Source organism: Streptomyces sp. XH2 (assembly GCF_049725035.1).
GTDB lineage: Bacteria > Actinomycetota > Actinomycetes > Streptomycetales > Streptomycetaceae > Streptomyces > Streptomyces roseoverticillatus.
In genome coordinates, this window is sequence record NZ_JBMMMZ010000009.1 from 266066 (window position 1) to 289223 (window position 23158).

Below are 23158 nucleotides of genomic sequence, written 5' to 3' on the forward strand. Positions count from 1 at the left end.
TCACACCTGGAGAACACCGATGACGCACCCCCCGTCCTGGGACGGCCTCATCGAGGATGCCTTCCTCGACCAGGTCCGGGCCCGCCCGTCGGCCACGGCCCTGGTCGCGGGACCCTGCGTACTGACCTACCAGCAGTTGTACGAGCGTGCGGCCGGCGTCGCCGCCGGGCTGCGCCGGACCGGCGTGCGGCGCGAGACCTTGGTCGGCCTCGCCTTCGACCGCTCGGCCGACTCGGTCATTGCCCTGCTCGGCATCGTGCTCGCCGGCGGCGCGTACGTGCCGATCGACCCGGCGTACCCCGAGAGCCGTGTCCGTCACATCACCGAGACGGCCGCACTGCGGACAGTGGTGTGCCCGGAGCCGGTGCGCGAGCGGTTCACGGCACCGGATCCCGTACGCACGTACGGACTTCAGGAGCTGCTGCGCCTCGGCGACGCACCGGACGAGCCGCCGGCGGCCCGCCGGGAGCCCCGTTCCGGGCAGTCTCCGCTGGCCTATGTGATGTTCACGTCCGGCAGCACCGGGCGCCCCAAAGGCGTGATGGTCGAGCACCGTGGCGTACTGCGGCTGGTCAAGGACACCGATTACCTCGACCTGTCGCCGGAGCAGCGCGTGCTCCAGTCGGCCTCGCTCGCCTTCGACGCGGCGACGTTCGAAATCTGGGGCGCGCTGCTGAACGGGGCGTCGCTGCACGTCATCGACCACGAGACCGCCGTCGTGCCGTGGCGCTTCGCGCAGGCGATCCGCGAGCAGGGCGTGACCGTCGCCTTTGCCACCGCCCCGCTGTTCCACAGCATGGCCCAGGAGGACCCGGCCGTCTTCGGCTCCCTCTCCACCCTGCTGACCGGCGGGGACGTGGTGTCCCCCCGCCATGTGCAGCAGGTCCGCGAGGTCAACCCCTCGCTCACCGTCGTCAACTGCTACGGCCCGACCGAGAACACCGCCTTCACCACCACGTTCCCCGTGCCCGAGCACACCGGCGACCCGCTGCCGATCGGCCGGCCGATTCCCGGCACGACCGTGCTCATCTGCGACGAGCAGGGCCTCCCGGTGCCCGCCGGTACCGTCGGCGAGCTGTACACCGCAGGTGCCGGACTGGCACGCGGCTATCTGGCCGAGCCCGATCTGACGGCACGGAAGTTCGTCCTGCTGGACGGCGTGCGCCACTACCGCACCGGCGACATGGTGCATGCCGGCGAGGACGGGCTGCTGCACTTCCACGGCCGTCAGGACGACCAGGTCAAGATCCGCGGCCATCTGGTGGAGCTCGCCGAGGTCAACGCCGCGCTGCGGGCGCTGTCGGGCGTGGCCGACGCGCACACCCGAGTCGTCGGCGAGCCGGGCGAGGAGCGCTCTCTGGCCGCGTACGTGGTGGCGCCCGGCGCCGACGCCGCGGTGCTCCGGCGCACGCTGCGCGAGCGGCTGCCGGAGTATCTGTGCCCGGACCGCTTCGTGCTGCTGGACCGGCTGCCGCTGGCGTCGAGCGGCAAGGTCGACTGGCGGTCCCTGCCTCCGGCCACGGCCGGGACGGCACCCGGAGGCGGCGGCCACGCGCTCACGGCCGCAGAGGCCCGGCTGGCCGGGCTCTGGGCCGGCGTCCTCGGCATCGACGCGGCAGCCATCGGCCCGGATGCGGACTTCTTCGCGCTCGGTGGCAACTCGCTGCTCCTGGGCGCGCTCATCGGCCGTCTCGGCCGGGAGGGCATCGCCGTGGGGTACGCCGAGGCGATCGCGGCTCCCGCCCTGGCGGAGATGGCCCGCACGCTCTCCACCGCAGGCTCCGCCCCGGTGCCGGAACTCCCCCGGCCGGCACCGGGTGCGGTTCCCCTCCACCCGCAGCAGCAGGGCCTGTTCGCGATCTGGCAGGCCGAACCCGAGTCGCTGGCCTACAACATCCCGGTGCGCCTGGAGCTGACCGGGCCTCTGGAGCCCGAACGGCTCCGGGCGGCGCTGACCACCCTGGTGGCCCGGCACGAGGCCCTGCGGATGCAGTTCACCGTCGAGGCCGGCGGTGTCCGCCAGGAGCCGGCCCCGCCCGCCGCACCTGAGTTCACCTTCCTGCCCGCGCCCGACGAGCGGACCGTCGCCGGCTTCGTACGTCCTTTCCTCCCGTACCGCCCCGACGGCGCTCCCCTGCTGCGCGCCCTGCTGGTGCGTACCCCCGGCCCGGACCGGCATGACCTCCACCTCGATACTCACCACATCGTCTTCGACGGGGTCTCGCTCCGGATCCTGGTCGAGGAGCTCCTGGCCGCGTACGCGGGAGAGCCGCTTCCCGAGCAGGCGGCGGACTACAGGTCGGCGGCGCAATTCGCCGCCGACCGGGCCGCCGGCGGGGACGGCGCGCAGGACGCCGACTACTGGCTGCGGCAGCTGGCGGACTTGCCCACCGATCCGGTGATGCCGGTGGACCATCCGCGCGGACCGGCCCGGGCTGCCCGGGGAGCGGTGGTGAGCGCCCTGCTGGAGGCCGGGCACTGCGCCGGCATCCGCGCGGCGGCGCGCCGGCACCGCACGACGGCGTTCGGGGTGATGTTCGCCGCGTGGGCGGCAACGCTGGCGCGGGTCTCCGGGCGCCGCGACTTCGCCGTCGGCACACCCACCAGCGGGCGCGACCATCCGCAGCTCGACGCCGTCGTGGGCATGTTCGTGAACACGGCTTGTCTGCGCGTGCGCCTGGACGACGGCGCGGCGACACTGGGCGATCTGGTGGCGCAGGCGGACCGGCTGGTCCGGGAGGCGCTCATGCACCAGGGGCCCCCGTTCCCGCAGCTGGCGCAGCGACTCGGGGTGCTGCCCCAGGCGGGACGCAATCCGCTGTTCGACGTGTTGTTCGCGCTCCAGGACATCGACTTCCACGTGGTCCGCGGGGCCGGGCTCACCGCCCGCACGGAACTGGTCAATCCGGGGACCACCCGCTTCGACCTCAACCTCCAGGCGTACCTGCGCCCCGACGAGCTCAGGATCGACCTGGAGTACGCCACCGGCCTCTACGACAGCGCGTCCGCCCAGTGGCTCCTCGACGCGTATCTGGAAGCCGTAACCGAGCTGATCGACGATCCCGCGGCCGCGGTGATCCGGGCCGGGCACACGACGCCGGCCGCCGAGATCCCGGACTTCGACCTGTGAGGGCCGCCGAAGTAGACACGAAGGGAACCATGAGCACCGCGTTCCAGCTCAGCCGAGCCGTCCACGCCTTCCCGGAGCAGACCGCGTACTGGTCGTCCCGCCTCGCCGGCTGGGAGCAGCCCACCCTCCTGCCGCGCGACTTCCTGGCACACGCCGGCGAGCTCTCCCACGACCAGGTCCTGGTGCCGCTCCCCGCGGAGTGCGCCGCCCGCTGCCGCGCCCTGGTCAAGGACCGGCCCGCGCTGGCCCAGGTGCTGGTCACGGCCGTCGTCGCGGTGCTCGGCGCCCGCGCCACCGACACCGAGCAGGTGCAGGTGGTGACCGGCTACCGGCACTCCCCCGCAGCACCCGGCGCCGCCTTCCCGCTCGGCCTCACCATCACCCGGGAGACCACTCCGCGCGCTCTGCTCGCCACCGCCCGGGCCGCCTACCAGGAGGCGACCGCGCACCTGGACGTGCCGGTGGCCCACTTGATGCGCACCGAGGGGCACACCCCCACCGATCTCGCGGCAGGCGCCGACGGGGAACTCTCCGCGACGCAGGCCGCGGACGCCGGTTGCGTGATCCAGGTCGACGTGCGGCTGCGTGCCGAGGAGCCGCAGCTGATGCTGCGGTACCGCGCCGACCTGTTCACCGCGGCCACCGCGCAGCGGCTGGCCGACGCCTGTGTCCGGCTGCTCGACGCGGTCACCCGCGACCCGGACGCTCCGGTGGCGGACCTCCTCGACGCCGCCCCCGGCGAGTGCGCCGCGATCGCCGGGTTCAACGCCACCTCGCGCGACTTCCCCGCCGACGTCCCGCTCCACCGCTTCCTGGAACGCCGGGCGGCCGAGACTCCGCGGTCGGTCGCGATACGCGACGACGGCACCACCTACGCGGAACTGGACCGGCGCGCCAATCAGCTCGCGCACCGGCTGCGCGCCGCCGGCGTTAGTGCCGGCACCGTCGTCGGCGTGTGCCTGACGCGCTCGCCGCTCACTCTCACCACGATCTACGCGGTGCTGAAGGCGGGCGGCGCCTACCTCCCGATCGACCCGACGCTGCCCGCCAACCGCATCGCCTACATGCTGGAGCACAGCGAGACGCGCATCGTGGTCGGCGACGGCGCCACACGGGACGTGCTCCCGGCCACCGGGACGTTCCTCGACGTGAGCGCACCGGGCGTCCTCGACGGCGACGCGTCCGCGCCCGAGGGCGGAGCGGGGCCGGACGACCTGTGCTACGTCATCTACACCTCCGGCTCCACCGGCCGCCCCAAGGGGGTCATGCTGGACCACCGGGCCGTCGTCAACCGGCTGGTGTGGATGCAGCGCGCGTATCCGCTGACCGCCGACGACGTGATCCTGCACAAGACGCCGTTCACCTTCGACGTCTCCGTGTGGGAGATCTTCTGGTGGACACTCGCCGGGGCGTCCGTGTGCACCCTGCCCTCGGGTGCGGAGAAGGACCCGGCGGCGCTGGTCGCCAGGATCGGCGAACACCGCGTCACCGTGATGCACTTCGTTCCGTCGATGCTCCAGGTCTTCCTGCAGTACGTGGAGCGGGACGCCGCCGCGCTGGTCTCGCTGCGCCGGGTGTTCGCCAGCGGCGAGGCCCTGGGCATGGCGCACGCCGTCCGCTTCGCCGAGCTGCTGACCGGCCCGCTCGGTGCCGAACTCGTCAACCTGTACGGCCCCACCGAGGCGGCCGTCGACGTCACGCACTTCCCGTGCGCGGCCCTCGACCCGCGGTTCCCCGTACCGCTGGGGCGTCCGATCGACAACATCGTCCTCAGGGTGCGCACCCGCGCCGGCACCACCGCCCCGATCGGGACACCGGGCGAGCTGTGCATCGGCGGGGCCGGCCTGGCCCGTGGATACCTGAACGCGCCGGAACTGACCGCCGAGCGGTTCGTCGACGACCCGCAGCTCCCTGGCGGGCGCGGCTACCGCACCGGCGACCTGGCCCGCTGGCTGCCCGACGGGACGCTCGAGTACCTGGGCCGGATCGACACACAGGTGAAGATCCGCGGCTACCGCATCGAGACCGCGGAGATCGAGCACGTCGCCGAATCCACGCTCGGTGTCGCCGCCTGCGCCGTCCTCGCCCTCGACGACGGCGGAGACCGCAGCCTGTGCGCCTACGTGGTACCCGGCACGGGCTACGACGAGGCGGCGGTGCGCGAACGGCTGGCCGCCGAACTGCCCTCGTACATGGTCCCGCAGTTCGTCGTCACGGTGCCCGCCATACCCACGACCCACAACGGCAAGCGCGACGTCAAGGCCTTCCCGCCACCGCCCCGGGCGGCCGGCACGTCGGGCCCCGCACCGGAGAGCCCGGTCGCGGTCCGGCTCGCGGAGATCTGGGCGCGCGTACTCGGCGTGGAGAACATCGGCCTGGAGGACAACTTCTTCGCCCTGGGCGGCGACTCGATCAAGATCGTGCGGGTGCTGGCCGAGGCGCGGCGCAGCGAGCTCGACTTCTCGTTCCAGGACCTGTTCGCCCATCCCACGCTCGCCGGCCTGGAGCCGCACGTACGGCAGGGCCTGCCGGACGCCGACACGGACGAGAAGCCGGGTCTGCTCACCCCGGACGACGCCCGCCGGCTGCCGCCGGACGCCGAGGCCGCCTACCCCCTGTCCGCGTTGCAGGCCGGTCTGCTGTACGAGGTGGAGCTGACCGGAAGCCGGCCCGGTCTCTACCACGACGTCGTCAGTTACCGCATCGGCGAACCCCTGGACCTGGACGCCTTCCGGGCCGCGGCCCACGCGGTCGCCGCCCGTCATCCGATGCTGCGCACCTCGCTGCACGTCTTCGGCTACAGCGAGCCGCTGCAGATCGTCCACTCCGGCGCGACGGACATCGTCGAGGTCACGGACCTGTCGCAGCTGGACGAGGCGGCGCAGGAGCGGGAACTGGCCGGCTTCTACGACCGTGAACTCGCCCGCGGCTTCCGCCCCGCGGAGGGCGGCCTGGTGCGCGTCCGGCTGCACCTGCTGGGCGAGCACGGCTACCAGTACAGCCTCAGCTACCACGCGGCCGCGCTGGACGGATGGAGCGTCAGCGTGGTCCACCACGACCTGTTCGCCGCCTACCTGGCGCTGCGCGCGGGCCGGGCCCCCGAGTTCGCCCCGCTCAGCTCCGGCTACCAGGACTTCGTGCGCCTCGAACGCGCCGCGGTGGCCTCGGCGGACAGCCGTGAGTTCTGGCAGGGCGTCCTCGACGACCACGACGGAGCCCGCCTGCCCCGGTATCCCTTCGACCCCGCGGGCGCCTCCGGCGTGGTCATGCACGACGTCACGCTGGACGACCCCGTCCCGGCCGCGGTCGAGCGCGTCGCCGAACGGCTGAACGTTCCCGTGAAGTCGGTACTGATGGCGGCGCATGTGGCGGTGCTCGCCTTCGTCACCGGCTCCGGCGACGTGCTGACCGGCTACGAGCACAGCGGCCGGCCGGAGGTCGCCGGCGGCGACCGGATCACCGGCCTCTTCCTCAATACGGTGCCGTTCCGGGTCCGCCTCGCCGACGGCAGCAGCTGGGCCGATCTGGTCCGGGAGGTGTACCGCACGGAGACGGAGCTGCTGCCGCACCGGCGCTACCCGATGGGTGAGACGAAGCGCGTGAGGCAGGTCCAGGAGCCGCTGTTCGAGGCCGTCTTCAACTTCACGCACTTTCACGTGCTCGACGATCTGCGCCGCGACCACGGGCTGCGGCTGGAGCGCAGCCAGGTCGCCAGCGAGACCGAGTTCCCTTTCCGCGCCGAGTTCTGGCAGGACGCCTTCAGCGGCGAGGTCGCACTGTCGCTGCACTACCACCGCGACGTCTTCCCTCCCGAGCAGATCGAGAGAATCGCGGACTACTACCGGCGCGCCCTGGAACTGCTGACCGGGGAGCCCGAGTCCGCGCACCGCGCGGTGACGCTGATGGGCGACGAGGAGCTGGAGCTGCTCACGACGCGCTTCGCCGGGCCCGCGCGGGAGCTGCCGGACGGGGGAGTGCTCGGCCTGTTCGCCTCACAGGTCGCGAGCCGGCCCGACGAGATCGCCGTGCGGCACCGGACGAGCACGCTGACCTACCGGGAGCTGGACGCCCGTTCCGCTCACCTGGCCGGCCGGCTGCACGCCGCGGGGGTGCGGGCGGGTGATGTGGTGGCCACTCCGATGGACCGCGGAATCCCCTGGGCGGTGAGCGTCCTGGCCGTGCTGCGGCTCGGCGCGGTGTACCTGCCCCAGGAGCCCACCGATCCGGCCGCACGGCTGCGGAGCATGCTGGCGCGGTCCGCGTGCCGCCACGTGCTCACCAGCGCCCGGCACCGGGACACGCTGGCACACCGTCCGGCCGGTGACGGCGAGGAGGGCCCCGCGGTCCTCTGCTACGAGGAGCTGATCGCCGAGCAGGCCGGGACGTCCCCGTCCGAGGCCCCTCCCGGTCCCGCCTCCCCGGCCTACCTGATCTTCACGTCCGGTTCGACCGGTGAGCCCAAGGGCGCGCTGATCCACCACGAGGGCATGCTCAACCATCTGCTCGCCAAGATCGACGATCTGGGGATGACGGCCGGGGACGTGGTGGCGCAGGTGGCCACCCAGTGCTTCGACATCTCTGTGTGGCAGCTGCTCTCGGCCTGGCTGGTGGGCGGCCGTACGGTCGTCTTCGACGCCGAACTCGTCACGGACCTGCCTGGTTTCGCCCGGGCGCTGGAGGACGAGGCCGTCAGCGTGCTGGAGGTGGTGCCCTCGTTCCTCGACGCACTGCTCGGCGAACTCGACGACCGTCCGCGTGCGCTTCGGGCCCTGCGCTGGAACCTGGTGACCGGCGAGGCCTTCCCGCCCGCGCTGACCCACCGCTGGTTCGAGCGCTACGACGTGCCGATGGTCAACGCCTACGGGCCGACCGAGACCTCCGACGACGTCACCCACCACATCCTGACCGGTCCGGCGACCGGAGAACGCGTGCCGGTGGGCCGCCCCATCGCCAACACCAACATCCACATCGTCGACTCCGCCGGCCGGCCCGTGCCCCTCGGCACCTACGGCGAGATCCTGGTGACGGGGACGGGCGTGGGTCTCGGGTATCTGAATGACCCCGAGCGCACCGCGAGGGCGTTCGTGCCGAACACCCTCGACGCGTTCTCCTCGGTGTCCGGACAGCTCTACCGCACCGGTGACATCGGGCGCTGGCTGCCCGGCGGGGTCCTCGACTGCGCCGGCCGCCGCGACCACCAGACGAAGCTGCGGGGCTTCCGCATCGAGCTGAGCGAGGTGGAGGGGGCGCTGGCCGCGGTGCCCGGCGTGGACCACGCCGTGGCCCTCGTACGCCGCGACGGCGGCCGGGACCGGCTCGCCGTCTGGTACACGGGCACGGCCGAGCCCTCGCCCGGAGAGCTGGCCGCCACGCTCGCACAGATGCTGCCCCGGTACATGGTGCCGGACGTCTTCGAGCGGCTGGAGGGCTTCCCCGTGACCCGGAACGGGAAGGTGGACCGCGCCGCACTGAGCCGCCGTCCCCTCACCGACCGGAACCAGGAGGCGATCGAACCCCCCGCGAACCCCGCCGAGTCCGCGATGGTCGCCGCGTTCGCCGAGATCCTGGGCGTGCCCGAACACACCGTCTCGGCAACCGCCGGCTTCTTCGACCTCGGCGGCCACTCCCTGACCGCGATGCGGCTCGCGGCCAGGCTGCCCGGCGTGACCCTGCGGGACGTGGTGGCCCGTCCCACGCCACGGGCGCTGGCCGCGTGGGCCGACCCGACGGATCCGGGCGCGGATGCCGGGCCGGCCGGGAGCGGGCTGACGGCGGGCCGGGGCGTCGCCCCGCTCACCGATCTGACCGCGGCCGCCGGGCTCCGGCCCTCCGGCCCCCCGGCCACGGTCGTGTGCTTCCCCTTCGCGGGCGGCACGGCCGCCAGCTATCTCGCCTTCACCAGGGCACTGCACCGGGCCGGAGCGCCCGTGCGGGTGCTGGCCGCCGACTTCGGCGCCGCCCTGGCCGACGGGGCCGGCGTGCAAGAGCTGGCCGCCGCGATAGCCGACCGGGCCGAGGGGCCCCTCGTGCTCCTGGGCCATTCGGCGGGCGCTCCACCGGCCCTGGACACCGCGTTCGCGCTCCGCCGCGGGGGCCGGGAGCCCGCACACGTCTTCGTGGTCGCGTCCCTGCCCCGCTCCGACGACCCCGCGGACTACGACCCGGACGCGTCCCTGCGCCGCAGCGACGAGGAGGTGTGGCAGTGGCTCGGGCAGTACACCGGCCTGGACACGGCCGGGCTGCCCGCGGCCGGGCTGCGCCGGCTCGCCCAGGACTTCCGGCGGGACTCGGCCGCCGCGGCCCGCTCCTGGACGCGGCTGCTGGCCGTGCCGCCCGGCAACGCGCTCGACTGCCCCCTCACGCTGCTGCTCGCCGCGGACGACCCGCTCACCCGGGACCACGAACAGCACGTGCACCGCTGGGCGCGGCTGACCCGCGAGCTCGACCTGAGCATCGCCGGTCACGGCGGTCATCACCTCAACGCGACCCGGCCGGACTTCCTGGCCGAGCGGATACGCAAGGCGGTCCGCCCGTGAGGGCGCGGGGTGCCGCTGGTGTGGCTCAACCAGTACACGAATCCGGCCGATCCCGGCTCCCACCGGGACGGCACCGAGGCGATCGCGCCGGGCTCCACCGTGCTCGCCGTCTCCCCCGATCCGGGCGACCGCTACCTGAACACCGTGTACGACGACGACTGGGTGTACGACCGCTTCGGCGTGACGGATCCGACCGGCATCGAAACCACCGGCATGACGAAGGCGGGGGCATGACGAAAGGCGAGGGGACATCGATGGCAGCGTTCTCGGTCCTGAACGGCGATGACGTCCAGGCCCTGCTGGACGGCCGCGAAAAGGACGTCATGGAGCGGGTGCGTGCGGCGTATCTGACGCACCACGCGGGCGAAAGCGTCAACCCGGACAGTTGCTTCCTGCGCTTTCCGGAGAAGCCCGACGCCCGCATCATCGCGCTGCCCGCGTACCTCGGCGGCGAGGCCGGCGTCGCGGGCATCAAGTGGATCAGCAGCTTCCCGGGCAATGTCGCCAAGGGCGAGCCCCGCGCCTCGGCGGTGCTGGTCCTCAACGACTACGCCACCGGCCGCCCGATGGCCCTGATGGAGGCGGCCGGAATCAGCGCGGCCCGCACGGCGGCGTCGGCGGCCCTGGCGTGCACCGTGCTGAGCGACGCCGTACCCGCCACCGTCGGCGTCGTGGGCGGCGGTGTGATCGCGCGCACGCTCTGCCAGTACCTGCACGCGGCCGGCGTCCCGCTCGGCCAGGTCCGCTGCCACGACCTCGACCCCCTGTCGGCCGGGGCCCTGACCCGCCATCTGCGCGACCGGTACGGCTCCGATGCCCGCGAGGGCGACCTCGAGGCCGCCCTGGACTGCGACCTGGTGCTCCTCGCGACCACAGCACCGACCCCGTACGTGCCCGCCGGGCACCGCTTCCGTGCCGGCCGGCTGGTGCTGAACATCTCGCTGCGGGACCTGGCGCCCGAGACGCTGCTCGCGGCCGACAACATCCTGGACGACGTCGAGCACTGCCTGAAGGCGGACACGTCCCCGCACCTGGCCGAACAGCTCACCGGCGGACGGGACTTCGTCACCGGCACCCTGGCCGGCGTGCTGCGCGGCGAGGTGGCGCGCCACCCGGACCGGCCCACCGTCTTCTCGCCGTTCGGCCTCGGCGTCCTCGATCTGGCGGTCGGCCACTGGCTGTACCGGCGAGGGCTGGAGGAGGACCGGCTGCTGCCGCTGCCCGGCTTCTTCGGGGAAACCCGGCGATGGTGAGCGGAGGACGGCCCCCGGCGGCGGCCGGCGCCGGGCGGCCGGCGGCCGCCCGGCAGCGGACCGCCCGGGGGGTGGCACGGGCCCCGAGCGGTGCGGGCTTCTTCGCCGTCCTGCCCTACCTCGGGCTGTGGCTGGTGGACACCCGGGGCCTGTCCGGCGGCGGTGCCGGCCTGGTCGTGGGCTCCTCCATCCTGGCCAACCGGGCCGGCGCGGTGCTGCTGATACCGCTGATCCACCGGCTGGGGCTCAAGGCTTCGGTGGTGACCGGCTACGTGGGTGCCGTCGCGGTCTTCGCCCTGCTCGGCACAGGGCCGGGCCTTGCGGTCACCGGCTGGCTGGTGCTCGCCGCGCTGGTCGGCCTGTTCCTGGCGATGGCGACGACCGCGATGAAGGCCTCGGTCGCGGCCCTCCCGGCGGATCAGCAGCTGCGGGGGTTCAGCTACCTCAACATGGCTGTCAACGCGGGATCCGCGGTGGGCCCGGTCATCGGGGGCCAGTTGCTGCACTGGCACGCGAGCTGGCTGCCGCTCTCGGCGGCGGTGCTCCACCTGGTGGCGCTGGCCGCGGCGCCGGCGCTGCCCGGCACCTGGCGACGCTCCGAGCGTCCCCGGCCGGCCGCCGGAGGCAGCGGGCGCCGCCCGCTCGTGCAGCGCCGGTTCGTGGTCTTCTCGCTGCTCGCGTGCGGCGCCTGGGTGGCGTACGCGCAGGCCTTCGACGTTCTTCCGGCCTATCTGGGCGACACCGTCGACGCCCGAGACCTGGGCCTGGTGTTCACCCTGAACGCGGTGATGGTGGTCGCCCTGCAGGTGCCGGCGACCTGGCTGTCCCGCCGGGTGCTGGACGCCCCGCGCGGCGGCTTCGGCGTCCTGTGGGCCGCGGCCGGGTCGGTACTCGCCGCATCCGTACTGCTGTTCGCGCTCGGCCGCTCGGCCGGCCTGAGCGTGGTGCTCGTGGCCATGGTGCTCTTCACCCTGTCCGAACTGGTGTGGGGTCCGCTCTACGACACCCAGGTCAGCGAGCGCCGCGGGACGCTGTCCCTGCCGGCCGCCTACGCCCTGGCGGGGGTGGCCTCGGGTGCCGCGGAGTCGGCGGGCGCGTGGCTCGGGACGCTCTTGGTGGTCGGCCGCTCCGGGACGGGACCGCTGTCGCCGGCGGCGGCACCGTACTGGGGCGCGGCCGCTCTCGCCCTCCTCACCGCCCTTGCCATGGCCTGGGACGGACGCTCACCGTCCGCCGATCCGCTCGACACACGAAAAGGAGAAGGAAATGACCACGACGTGGATGTGTCTGCTCGGGCCTAGCCCCGGCGGAGCGAGGGCGATCACCTTGCACGGCCACCGGCCGGTGGTGCTGGTCTCCCCCGGCACGGCGGTGCCGCGCGAGGTGACGGCGCATGCGGAGCGCGTCGTGTTCTGCCCCATCACCGACCACGACGCGGTGCGGGAGGCCGTGGGCCGTCTGGTCGCCGAACTCGGGCCGCCGCGCCTCGTCCTGTCCTTCACCGAGTACGCCCAGGAGGTCTGCGCCCGCGTCGCGACCGGCCTCGGACTGCCGTCCGTCTCCCCCGCCGCCGCGGCCCGTGCCCGCGACAAGGCGGCGATGCGCCGCCTGCTCGCGGACACGCCGTACGCCTGGCGCTACGCCGCCGGCACCGCCGACGAGGTCGCCGCCGCGGTGCGGGAGGAACCGGACGGCGTCCGCTGGATCGTCAAGCCGGCCGACGGCGCGGGCAGCGCGGGGGTGTCGGCCCTGCGGTCGTACGCCGAGCTCGCGCGGTGGCAGGCCCGGGTGGCGGCCGCCGAGGCGCACGGGACGGCATCCGCAGAGGCCGGCGCCGCCCGCTACATCGCCGAGCACGCCGCGGAGGGACCGGAGTTCAGCGTCGAGGCGGTCAGCGCGGCGGGGCGGCACACCGTGCTGGCGATCACCGCGAAGCAGACCACGGGCAGCCCCGGCTTCGTGGAGACGGGACACATGGTCCCCGCCCCCCTGGCCGAGAGCGACGCCGAACAGCTCCGGGAGGCGGTGCGCTGCGTCCTGGACCGGCTGGAGATCGGCTACGGCGCCAGCCACACCGAGCTGCGGCTGGACCCGGTGCACGGCCCCGTCGTCATCGAGACGCACACCCGCGTCGGCGGTGACTGCATCCCGGAACTCGTCGAACTGGCCACGGGCCAGGACCAGTACGAACGCGCGGTGGCGGCCCTGCTGGGCACGGACCCGGCTCTGCCCGCCGCCCCGGCCGCGCCGGGAGCGGCGATCAGCTTCGTGCTGCCGCCCGCCTCCGGAACCCTCACGTCCATTGCCCTCACGCCCGCGAACGACATCCTGCGCTGGGACTTCGACCGCAAGCCGGGCGACGGGATCTCGGGCCTGAACAGCTCCGAGGACCGGGTGGGCTACGCGATCGCCCTGGGCGGGACCGCGGTGGAGGCGAGGGAAAGGGCCACCAAAGCGACGGCCTCCGTCTGTCTTCAGATCACCGCGCCCTGACCCCGTACGCGCGGCGCCCTCGGCTCGAAGACGCTCTCTGCCCGCCGCCCCCGGCACCCGGCTCAGGCCGGGACCGGGGGCGGCGGGCATTCCGGTGGGCATGCGGCTTCAGATCCAGCGCGAGTCCCGGGCGATGCGCAGCGCGTCAATGCGGTTGCGCGCCCCCATCTTCGTCACCATGGATGAGAGGTAGTTCCGCACCGTGCCCTCCGAGAGGTACATACGGGCCGCTATCTCGGGGACCGTGTCCCCCCGGGCGACGTATTCGAGCACGGAGAACTCGCGTGCGCTGAGGGGGCAGTCACTGTTGTTCAGCGCCGCCACCGTCAGCTCCGCGTCGAAGACCCGCTCCCCTTGGTGCACGCGGTGGATGGCCTCGACGAACTGGCGCGGTGACACGCTGCGTTCCACGACGCCGGCGATGCCGGTGGCGAATGCCTGGCGGACGACCGACCGCGTCACCGCGGTGGCGAGCAGCATGCTCCGGCAACCCAGGTCCGCGATCTTCTCGGCGACGGTGATCGCGTCGCTGTCCTCGCCCTCGAAACTGATGACCGCGACATCGGGCCGGTGCGTCTCGGCGAATTGCAGCGCGACGGAGTTGCTTTCCGCGGGTCCGACGACGCGGAGCTCCTCGCGCCGCTCCAGCAGTGCGGCCAGCGCGAAGCCGGACAGATACAGGTCATCGGACACCAGGACATCGATTCCCATGCACTCCCCCTGAGTATTTCCTCGAATATCTCGTCATTGTGGGGAGTGCGACTGGGCAAAGTCTGGACGCCGTCTATATGCGAGCCCGGGTGCCGCATCGCGGACCGTCACGTCACGACGTCTGCGCTCCGTCGGCGGTGGCGCGGGCGGGCCGGGGCAGGACGAAGACCGCGATGACGACGCCGCAGACGAGGATTCCGGCGCCGACCAGCATGCCGAGCGTGTATCCGCCGTTGAGGCCGCCGGGCGTGATCGCATCGCCGGTGCGGTCGGCGGCGACGGTGCTGAGCGCGGCGAGGCCGAGCGAGGCACCGATCTGGCGCGTGCTGTTGAGCACGCCGGAGGCGGCACCCGCCTCGTGGGGCTTGACGCCCCCGGTGGCGATGGAGACGGCCGGCGCGAGGCACAGGCCGATGCCGACGCTGGCGAGGACGGACGGGCCGAGGACGTCGACCAGGAACGTGCCGTCGGAGCGCATCAGGCCGAACCAGGCGTAGCCGAGCGCGGCCAGCGTGCCACCGGTGATCAGCATGTTCCGGGGCGCGAACTTGTAGCCGAACTTGACGGCGAGGGTGGAGCCGACGATCACTCCCAGCATGAACGGCAGGAACTCGGTTCCGGCGCGGGCCGCGCTGCCGCCGAGCACCCGCTGGAGGTAGAGGGAGACGAAGTACAGGGCCGAGGCCATGGCGCCGCCGAACAGCAGCATGAAGAGGTTGGCGCCCGCGACCGAGCGGTTGGCGAACAGGCCGAGGCGGATCAGCGGGTCACGCTTGGTGGTCCGCTCGACCTGGATGAACGCGGCCAGCAGGACGACGGCGACGGCCAGGGTGATCAGGGTGGCCGGCGAGGTCCACGGGTGCTGGTCGGTGCGGACGACGCCGAACACGAGCAGGGCCGCACCCGCCGTGGCCAGCACGGCGCCCAGCACGTCCGGGCGGCCGCGGTGCGCGGCCGGGGTGTCCTGGGCGATGCCGCGCCAGGCCAGGGCCAGCGCCAGGGCGGCCATCGGCAGGTTGATGTACATCACCCACTGCCAGCCCGCGTACTGGGTGAGCAGTCCGCCGGCCAGGACGCCGACGGCGCCGCCGGAGGCGTTCACCGCGCTCCATATGCCGAAGGCCTTCACGCGTTCCTTGCCACTGGGAAAGGTCGAGGCGAGCAGCGCCAGCGCCGCGGGCGCGACCGCCGCGGCACCGACGCCCTGCGCGGCGCGCGCGGCCACCAGCTGACCGGGGGCCTGCGCGAGGCCGCCGACGAGGGAGGAGATGCCGAACAGGCCGAGCCCGAACAGCATCACGCGCTTGTGCCCGTACCGGTCGGCGATCTTGCCGCCCAGCAGGAGCAGGCCGCCGAAGGTGAGGGCGTAGGCGTGGATCACCCAGGTCAGGCCCACCGCGCTGAAGCCGAGGCCGCTGCCGATCTGAGGGAGTCCGACGTTCACCACCGTCAGGTCCAGCGACACCATGAACTGCACGACGGAGACCGCGGCAAGGGTGGTCCCGGGCCGGGCACCGCTCGTGACAGTCGTCTTCTCACTCGCTACTTGCGTACTTGCCACCGCACCCAGCCCCTCTGCGTCTGGTCGTGCCGGAAGAGTTTCCGACGGTGTTCTGAAATTAGCAGCGGGGACGGAGAGGTGTCGACCACTCAGGTCAACGCCTGGTGCCGCGGCGAGGCATGATGGGGTGATGCCCCGATCGAACGCACCGCGTCGGCCCGTCGGCCGTCCCCCCGTGACCTCCCGCGAACAGATCCTGACCGCGGCCCGCCGGCTCATCGACGAGCACGGCTGGGAGAAGCTCACGGTCCGTCGGCTCGCGTCCGAGATCGGCGTCGGGACGACGACCCTGTACTCGCACGTGCGGGACAAGGAGGATCTGCTGCTCCTGCTGATCCACGAGTACGCGGAGCGGATTCCGCACCCCGAGCTGCCGAGCGAGCCGCGGGAGCGGATCATCACGGCCGCCGTCGCGATCCACGACGGCCTGGCGGCGTGGCCCTGGGCGGCGGAGGTCCTCACCACCGACGGGTTCATCGCCCGGCTCGGCGACTCGTTCCTGTGGCTGGTCGAGACGATCCTGGCCGGAGTCGTCGACGCCGGATGCCCCCCGGAGGAGACCGTCCGGATCTTCCGCAGCATCTGGTACTACACGGTCGGCGAGATCCTCGTGCGCGCGCACACCCGCCACCGCAAGATGCACGAACAGGACCCCACCTGCCTCAACCCCTACTTCGGCAACGCCGACGGCCCGCTCCGCCACCAGCACCTGGCCGCCATCGCCGGCCGGTGGGCAGCACTGGCCGGGCAGGACACCTTCGCGCAGGGGCTCCGCGCCTTCGTCGACGGCCTGCTCGCGCAGTGCCTGGCGGAGACGCCGGGAACACCGCGCCCGGAGTCGGCCTGACTGTTCAACTGTCCTCCATGGGCAGTTGAACATGCGAGCGCAGCCGTCGCGAGCGTAGCGGGTCAGCGTCTTCGAATTCAGCCCGCGCCCATCCCAGGTGCGTCGCACACAGATTTCCGTGAATCCCTCCCGGTAACCGCCTTGTCCGGACCGGGCCCGGTTGACGACGCCACCGGAAGTCATGAGAAATGCATATACGAGCGATTGGGGTCGGCATTGTAGCGTGGCCACGTCTCACCACGAACCATTGCCGGACGGGCATCGGACTCAGAAGAGGAATCAGACGATGAATATCCCTGTCTATATCGCATCGGCTGCGGCCTGGATTCCACCTGCGGAATCGGCAGCGGAAGCGGTGGCTGCCGGTAATTACTCTGCCGACGACAACGCCACCAACAAAATACCCTGCCTCCCGGTGGCCCCGGACGGGATATCGGTTCCGGACATGGGAGCGATCGCGGGGCGAAAGGCCCTCGAGCGGGCCGCGGACGTGGTCGGAGACCAGGTCGATCTGATCCTGCATGCATCGATTTACCACCAAGGCCGCGACCACCACTGGAATTCGGCTCCGTACATCCAGCGCGAGCTGGGCATTACCGATGCCTTCGCCCTGAACGTGGAGGGGATGTCGAACGGAGGCATGGCGGCGATCGACCTGGCGACGGCCCAGCTCGAAGCCGGCCGGGGGACGAGCGCTCTGGTCACCACCGCGGACCGGTTCTGCCCGCCCGGGTTCGACCGGTGGCGGGGTTCGTACGGCATCGTCTTCGGCGACGGCTCCACGGCCATGGTCCTCTCCACCACCGGTGGTTTCGCCCGCATCCACGCCATCGCGTCGACCACCGACGCCTCACTGGAACCGCTGCACCGGGGCACCGCCCCGTTCACCAGCGCGTACGGGGTGGTCGCCGACGAGAATCTGCGCACTCCCAAGAAGTCGTATCTGGAGGAGGTCGGGACGGAGTCGGTGCTGCGGCGCGCCGAGGAGACGATGACGGGCGCCATCTCCAAGGTGCTCGACCGGACCGGGCACAAGCTCGACGACTTCGCCAGGATCCTGGTGCCCAACATGGGACACGGCTTGATGGAAGACCAGTTCTTCAAGCCGCTGGGCATCCCGGCCGAGCGCACCGTGTGGAACTGGGGCCGCCACGCGGGTCACTTGGGCGCGGGCGACCTGACCGCGGCCGTGACCCGCCTGGTGGAGAAGAAGGAAGTCAGCCCGGGCGACCTCGTGCTGCTGATCGGTACCGGCGGCGGCTACTCGGTGACCGTGGCGGTGCTGGAGATCGAGTCGGTACCGGAGTGGCACGAGACCACCACGGACTTCGACCTGCCCGCCGGCGTCACGGAATAGGAGAGCCGTCTTGGCCATGGACCGTTTCGTCCGAGCCCTGATCCAGTGGCAGGCGGGCGGCCGGCCCGAACCGGCACGCACGCTGCCCGTGGCACAGCTGCGCGACCGCTACGCCGCGCAGGCGGCCCGTGTGCGCGGCAAGGCCGGCCGGGACGCGGACATCGAGACGAAGGACCAGCTGATCGACGGCGGCGACGGCGAGTTCGGCGTCCGGACGTATCTGCCGCCCACCGACCGGGGGCGTCTCGTGACGTACCTGCACGGGGGCGGCTGGATGGTCGGTGACGTCGACACGCACGACCCGGTCTGCCGTCGCATCGCCGCCGCACTCGGCGCGGTCGTCGTCTCCGTCGACTACCGCCGTGCGCCGGAGCATCCGCACCCCGGCCCGCTCCGGGACGGCATCGCCGCGTCCGAGTGGGCGGACCGCACCTTCCCCGGCCGCCACCACGTGATCGCCGGGGACAGCGCGGGCGGGGCCCTGGCCGTGGGGATCTCGATGCACCACCGCGACCACGGCGGCCTCGGGTTCGCCGCGCAGCTGCTGGTGTACCCGCCGGCCGATCCGGAGCTGCGGTCCGAGTCCGCCCGCGAGTACGGCACGGGGTACCTCTCGGAGGTGGACGACCTGCGCTGGTACTACGACCAGTACGTGCCGGACCCGGCGCACCGCACGGCCCCGGAGATCAACCTGCTGGGCGCCGATCTCCGCGGCCTGCCGCCCACGGTGATCGGCACGGCCGAGTTCGACCCGCTGCACGATGACGGCGTCAAGCTTGCGGTGCGTCTGGCTGCCGATGGCGTCGTGGTGCACCATGTGCCGGCTCCGGGCCTGGTGCACGGCTATCTCCTCATGGCCGATATCGTCCCGGCCGCCGCGGAGGCGACGGAGAACGTGCTGGCCGCGCTGGAAGAGATGCTGGCCCCGTTGCCGATGGCGCAGTAGCCCGGCGGCCCCACCCCGGACGGCATGCCACCGCAGTGGTCGCGCGCGAGGCGCGTGACCACTGCGGTGGCATGCCGTCGTTGAGATGCCGTATGCCCGGACCTCAAGGACCCGTGGGCCCGCCGCCGTTGCGGCGGCGGAAGACATGGCCGGCGGTGGTGCTCACGGCGACGCGGTTGTGGCCGAAGCGGTCCTCGCCGCTGACCAGGACCGTCCCGTACCGGTCCAGGCTCGCCCTGCCGCCGTACTCCTCGACCTCCGAAGCGCCGGGATAGACCTGCACGGACGTGGGCACGTAGCGCGCCGAGAAGCCCATGCGCATCCGCTTGGTCCGGCCGGCGTGCGGGTGCGAGGCGTGCATGAGACGCGACCAGAAGATGACGAACTGCCCGGCCCGCAGCTCCATGGACACGGCCTTCGACTCGTCCGGCTGCCAGTCCGGGTCGATCTGGAGCTCGCGGTAGTCGTAGCCGAAGAAGCCGCGCCGGACGCCGTTCTTCACCACGGAGATGTTCCGGTCGGGGTCGTAGCGCATCCGCTTGGTCTCGTCGTAGTGCATGGTGCGGTGCGTGCCGGGGATGAACTGCAGGCCGCCCATGTCGGCGGTGGCGTCGGTGAACGCGCACCACACGGTGAGGGAGCCGCCCGGGCCCGAGCCCCGCGGCCACTGGATCTGGGGCCGGCCGGACGCGTTGGCGAAGGTGGCGGACTGGTGCCAGTCCGTGCCCTCGTTGCCCGGGTACTTGGGGAAGAAGTCCGAGCGCCAGCACAGCACGTCGGGGCCGAGCACGGAGACGACCCGGTCCACGATGCGCGGCTGGGTGATGTGGTCGGCCAGAAAGGCGTTGTCGAGGTGCCGGTCGTAGTTGGGCAGGTCCGCCGCCGCGCCGTCGGAGGCGTCCCGGTACACCGCGCCGCTGCGGTCCGTGAGGTCCTGGCGGGTCCGGGCCCACTCCCGCTCGATCTCGTCGGGCTCATAGAGCGTGAAGGGGCCCGCGTATCCCGTCCGGTGGAACTCCGCCACCTCGTCGGCGGTGAGCAGGTAGTCGTGCTGTCGAGCGGACATGTATCTCCTGGGTCGTGGCTCGGGACGAGTCCGCTTCAGCCCGCCACCGCGTCAGCGGGCGGTGATCCTCACGGACGAAGCCGGGGGAAAGGCGCCCGGCTGCCGCATCTCGCCGATCAGTTCGTCGACGCGCTGCCTGGTGAGGTGGCGCATCGCGTAGAGGTGGACGTAGGTGCGCGTGGCGCCGTCGGCGTGCACGGTTTCGCTGGAGAGGGAGTAGCGGCGCACGATGTCCGCGCGCGGCTGGCGGAACCGTACGGTCAGTGACTGCGGGCTGCGCGCCACCCACAGGTCCTGGCCCAGATCCTCCTGCAGCGCGACGAGTCGCTCGAACGCATAGGCGGCGAGGCCGTCGCACTCGACCGCGAGCCGGGCCTGGTCGTCGTAGGAGTGACGGGCCAGGAAGTCCCACATCAGCAGCGAGGAGAAGCCGTTGCGGGAGCCCGCGAAGGTGGTGTCGGCGGCGCCGATGTACTCCGACGACCGGGGCGGAACCATCTGCAGCCCGGTGCGGGTCATGTACACGCCGCACGCCCACGGCGTCCCCATCCATTTGTGGCCGCTCATGGTCAGTGAGTGCACGTCGGAGAGCCGGAAGTCGAAGGCGGGCGGTATCCGCTCCACCATGCCGGCGTCCCGGGCCATCTCCAGGTAGGGCACGTACCCGGCTCCGAGCGCCCCGTCGACGTGCAGCCAGTATCCCGACCGCTCGTCATCGTCGCCGTTCTCGCCGCCATGGCGGTGCAGGCGCCGGTTTTCGAGACCGTATTCCGCGCAGATGCCGCGCACCGTGCGGCCGACCGCCTCGACGTCGTCGTACGCGCCCTTGAAGGTGGAGCCGTAGTTGAGGCTGACCAGGATCGGGTAGCCGCGGCCGGCGAAGAACCGCACCAGAACGGCGAGTTTTTCGATGTCGATGGCGCCGTCCTCGGTGGAGGGCACCTCCCGCGGCCAGGGGGTTCCTGGTGCGAGGGGGTTTTCGCCGGGATAGCGCGTGGAGCCCAGGACGTGGAAGGTGTCGATGGCCAGCGCCCGTACCGCCTTGGTCAGCGAGTAGTGGGTGTCTTCGGAGAAGAACACCACCGGGTGGAAGGCGTTCGGGCCTTCGCCGCACGGTGCCTGTGTGACGGCCGCATGGTCCGGCTCGCGGTGGTGCGCGCGCAGGGGCTTGCCCGACAGGTAGTCCCGTGCGTTCCACAGGCCGTAGAGGTTGCCTTCGCTGGAGCCCATGGTCAGGACGTAGCCCCAGTACGACTCGGGGTCCTCCGGGTCGTGCGGCCACTTCGCGTGCCACAGTGAGGCGAAGTAGTCGAGCACGGCCCGCTCGAGCACCTTGGAGTTGAGCGTGTACGAGCTGGACTGGTAGGGGTCTCCGACGTTGTTCAGGTGCCGGTTGAGGTAGTGCCCCAAGCGCTCTTCGTAATCGAGGGTGCTGGTGACCTGGTAGCCGGCGAAGTTGCGCGTCTGGGTGTCGATGTGACGGCGGAACAGCCCCTCGGCCTCGGTGTACTGCTCCGCGTCCAGTCCGGTGGGCGGCAGCTGCACCTTGTGATGGGGCACTTCGGGAACGCCGGCGTAGGCCGCCCGGGGGTCGGAGGACGGGGCCGTGCCGTACGGGCGGCCGCCGACGATCCGCAGGCCGCTGAAGGTCTTCTGCCACGGTGTGTCTTCGGGACCGAAGGGTATGTCTGTGTGCGTTTCGGCTTCACGAGGCATGGGAGCTGGTCCTTTCACTGCGCGGCTCCCGGATCGGGCCGGAGTCACCGCGCTGCTTGGGAGAGGCCGCCGGCAGGGTCCTTGGCCGGGGCGGTGGGCGGCGGCGCCGGCACGGAGGCGCCGCCCAGGTGCGCGTACCGGTCCGGGCGGTTCGAGCGCAACCAGAAGGCGAGGGCGACGCCGAGGCCGCCGACGATCAGCAAGAGCCACGGCAAGGCGGTGACGACGGGGTCGGTGGTCCCGGTCAGCACGTCGAAGTTCGACGCCACCAGGATCGCCGCGGTGATCAGCCCCAGGGCACCCAGCGCGGGCGCGATGACGGTCTGCCAGCGTCCCTCACGGCGGTTCCGGAAGTAGCCGATCACGGCCATCGAGGCCACTGCCTGGAGCAGGATGATGCCGAGGGTGCCGAGACCCAGCATGCTGGTCGACATGTTCACGTACGGGTCGAGCCCCGCGGCCGCGAACAGAGAGACCACCACCGTGCTGAAGACGGTCTGGAGCACGCTGGCCCGGTGCACGGAGCCGCGCCCCTTGTGCATGGCGTTGAGGCTGCGCGGCAGCAGCCCGTCGCGGCTCAGGGCGTACATGTACCGGTTGGCGGCGTTGTGCAGCGCCAGCCAGGAGGCGAACAGGCTGGTGCACAGGAGGACTTGCATGGTGACGGTGGCCGGACGCCCCAGGTAGCTGTCGCTGAGCTGGAAGAACAGATCTCCGAGGTGGCTCTCGGCCTGGGTGCGCACCCGGTCGGGTCCCAGAGCGCCGACGGCGACCCAGCTGGTCAGGGCGTAGAACGAGGCGACCACCAGCACGGCGATGACGGTGGCGCGGGGCACGCTGCGGTGCGGTGCCTTGGCCTCCTCGCCGTACAGGGCGGCCGATTCGAAGCCGAGGAAGGAAGCGAAGCCGAACATCACGGAGACGCCGAGCCCGGGGGCGAACACCGTGTGAGGCGCGAAGGAGGTGGAAGGAAGAGCCGTGCCGCCGTGGCGGGCCAGGACGGCGATGTCCAGGGCGACCAGGACGGCGATCTCGCACACCATGCAGAGGGACAGCAGCCGGGCGCTGAGATCGGCCTCCCGGTAGCCGAGCAGTCCGACCAGGAGCAGGCCGAGTCCCGCCCACACCTGCCAGGGCAGGTCCAGCCCATGGGCCGCGGCCACGCTCCGGGTGAAGTAGGCGAAGGCGCCGAGGACCCCGACCGTGGCGGCGTTGTAGGCGAGCACCGCGAGCAGTCCCGCCCCGGACGCCGCACGGCGGCCGAGGCCGTGCGCGATGTGGGTGTAGAAGCCGCCCATGTGGCTGATCCGCCGTGCGATGGCGGCATAGCCGGCGGAGAAGCACAGCAGGGTCAGGCCCGCGAAGAGGAACATGGCCGGCACGCCGGGGCCGGTGCCGATGGCGAAGGCGAGCGGGACGGTGAACACCATCGCGGCCAGGGGGGCGGCCGCGGCGATGATGATGAACACGATCTTCGGGGTGGTCAGCGTGCGCTGGAAGCGTGCGTTCCCCTCGGGCAGGGGTGTGCCGGTCATGAAGGTC

General features: G+C 72.1%; 14 protein-coding genes. 9 read left to right on the forward strand and 5 right to left on the reverse strand.

Going from position 1 to position 23158, the window contains the following annotated elements:
• Positions 1 to 19 precede the first annotated feature (19 nt).
• The 6 genes from ACOTKD_RS20200 (at position 20) to ACOTKD_RS20225 (ending at position 13412) form a co-directional block, all read left to right on the forward strand.
• Positions 20 to 3130: an amino acid adenylation domain-containing protein gene (locus tag ACOTKD_RS20200; RefSeq protein WP_424890366.1), complete on the forward strand. Its 3111-nt coding sequence runs from the start codon at positions 20 to 22 to the stop codon at positions 3128 to 3130.
• Positions 3131 to 3159: 29 nt separating this feature from the next.
• On the forward strand, positions 3160 to 9666 hold the full coding sequence (locus ACOTKD_RS20205) for an amino acid adenylation domain-containing protein (RefSeq protein WP_424890367.1): 6507 nt from the start codon (positions 3160 to 3162) through the stop codon (positions 9664 to 9666).
• 9 nt (positions 9667 to 9675) lie between these two features.
• Entirely contained in the window at positions 9676 to 9900 is a 225-nt protein-coding gene (locus tag ACOTKD_RS20210) for a hypothetical protein (RefSeq protein WP_424890368.1), read from the forward strand.
• A 20-nt stretch (positions 9901 to 9920) separates the two neighbouring features.
• Positions 9921 to 10919 carry a 2,3-diaminopropionate biosynthesis protein SbnB gene (sbnB, locus tag ACOTKD_RS20215; RefSeq protein ID WP_424890369.1) on the forward strand — a complete coding sequence of 333 codons (999 nt, stop codon included), beginning with the start codon at positions 9921 to 9923 and terminating at the stop codon, positions 10917 to 10919.
• Between the two features lie 71 nt (positions 10920 to 10990).
• Positions 10991 to 12220, forward strand: a complete 1230-nt coding sequence (locus tag ACOTKD_RS20220) for an MFS transporter (RefSeq protein ID WP_424890370.1) — start codon at positions 10991 to 10993, stop codon at positions 12218 to 12220.
• The gene (locus ACOTKD_RS20225) at positions 12186 to 13412 is read left to right on the forward strand and encodes an ATP-grasp domain-containing protein (RefSeq protein ID WP_424890371.1); all 1227 of its coding nucleotides are present in this window, start codon (positions 12186 to 12188) and stop codon (positions 13410 to 13412) included. The genes ACOTKD_RS20220 and ACOTKD_RS20225 overlap by 35 nt, the downstream gene beginning before the upstream one ends.
• Before the next feature lie 108 nt (positions 13413 to 13520).
• Here the strand turns inward: ACOTKD_RS20225 and ACOTKD_RS20230 are convergent, their stop codons facing one another.
• Both ACOTKD_RS20230 and ACOTKD_RS20235 read right to left on the reverse strand, forming a co-directional pair.
• Positions 13521 to 14123 (reverse strand): response regulator transcription factor, encoded by a 603-nt coding sequence (locus ACOTKD_RS20230; protein ID WP_424890372.1) that lies wholly within the window; start codon positions 14121 to 14123, stop codon positions 13521 to 13523.
• Between the two features lie 112 nt (positions 14124 to 14235).
• A complete protein-coding gene (locus ACOTKD_RS20235) occupies positions 14236 to 15684 on the reverse strand; it encodes an MFS transporter (protein WP_424890373.1) in 1449 nt (482 codons plus the stop codon).
• Positions 15685 to 15859: 175 nt separating this feature from the next.
• Between ACOTKD_RS20235 and ACOTKD_RS20240 the strand changes: the two genes are divergently transcribed.
• The 3 genes from ACOTKD_RS20240 (at position 15860) to ACOTKD_RS20250 (ending at position 18834) form a co-directional block, all read left to right on the forward strand.
• Positions 15860 to 16531, forward strand: coding sequence for a TetR/AcrR family transcriptional regulator (locus ACOTKD_RS20240; RefSeq protein ID WP_424890374.1), 672 nt, complete (start codon positions 15860 to 15862; stop codon positions 16529 to 16531).
• Positions 16532 to 16976: 445 nt separating this feature from the next.
• Positions 16977 to 17888 (forward strand): ketoacyl-ACP synthase III family protein, encoded by a 912-nt coding sequence (locus tag ACOTKD_RS20245; protein ID WP_424890375.1) that lies wholly within the window; start codon positions 16977 to 16979, stop codon positions 17886 to 17888.
• 16 nt (positions 17889 to 17904) lie between these two features.
• Positions 17905 to 18834: an alpha/beta hydrolase gene (locus tag ACOTKD_RS20250; RefSeq protein WP_424890501.1), complete on the forward strand. Its 930-nt coding sequence runs from the start codon at positions 17905 to 17907 to the stop codon at positions 18832 to 18834.
• Between the two features lie 103 nt (positions 18835 to 18937).
• Here ACOTKD_RS20250 and ACOTKD_RS20255 read toward each other — a convergent pair whose 3' ends face one another.
• From ACOTKD_RS20255 to ACOTKD_RS20265, 3 genes are read right to left on the reverse strand one after another with little or no spacing between them, the layout of a single operon-like run.
• Complete coding sequence (locus tag ACOTKD_RS20255) at positions 18938 to 19900, reverse strand: chlorinating enzyme (protein WP_424890376.1); 963 nt, start codon at positions 19898 to 19900, stop codon at positions 18938 to 18940.
• A 51-nt stretch (positions 19901 to 19951) separates the two neighbouring features.
• On the reverse strand, positions 19952 to 21616 hold the full coding sequence (locus tag ACOTKD_RS20260) for a pyridoxal-dependent decarboxylase (RefSeq protein ID WP_424890377.1): 1665 nt from the start codon (positions 21614 to 21616) through the stop codon (positions 19952 to 19954).
• Between the two features lie 44 nt (positions 21617 to 21660).
• Positions 21661 to 23151, reverse strand: a complete 1491-nt coding sequence (locus ACOTKD_RS20265; protein WP_424890378.1) for an APC family permease — start codon at positions 23149 to 23151, stop codon at positions 21661 to 21663.
• Between the last annotated feature and the right edge of the window lie 7 nt (positions 23152 to 23158).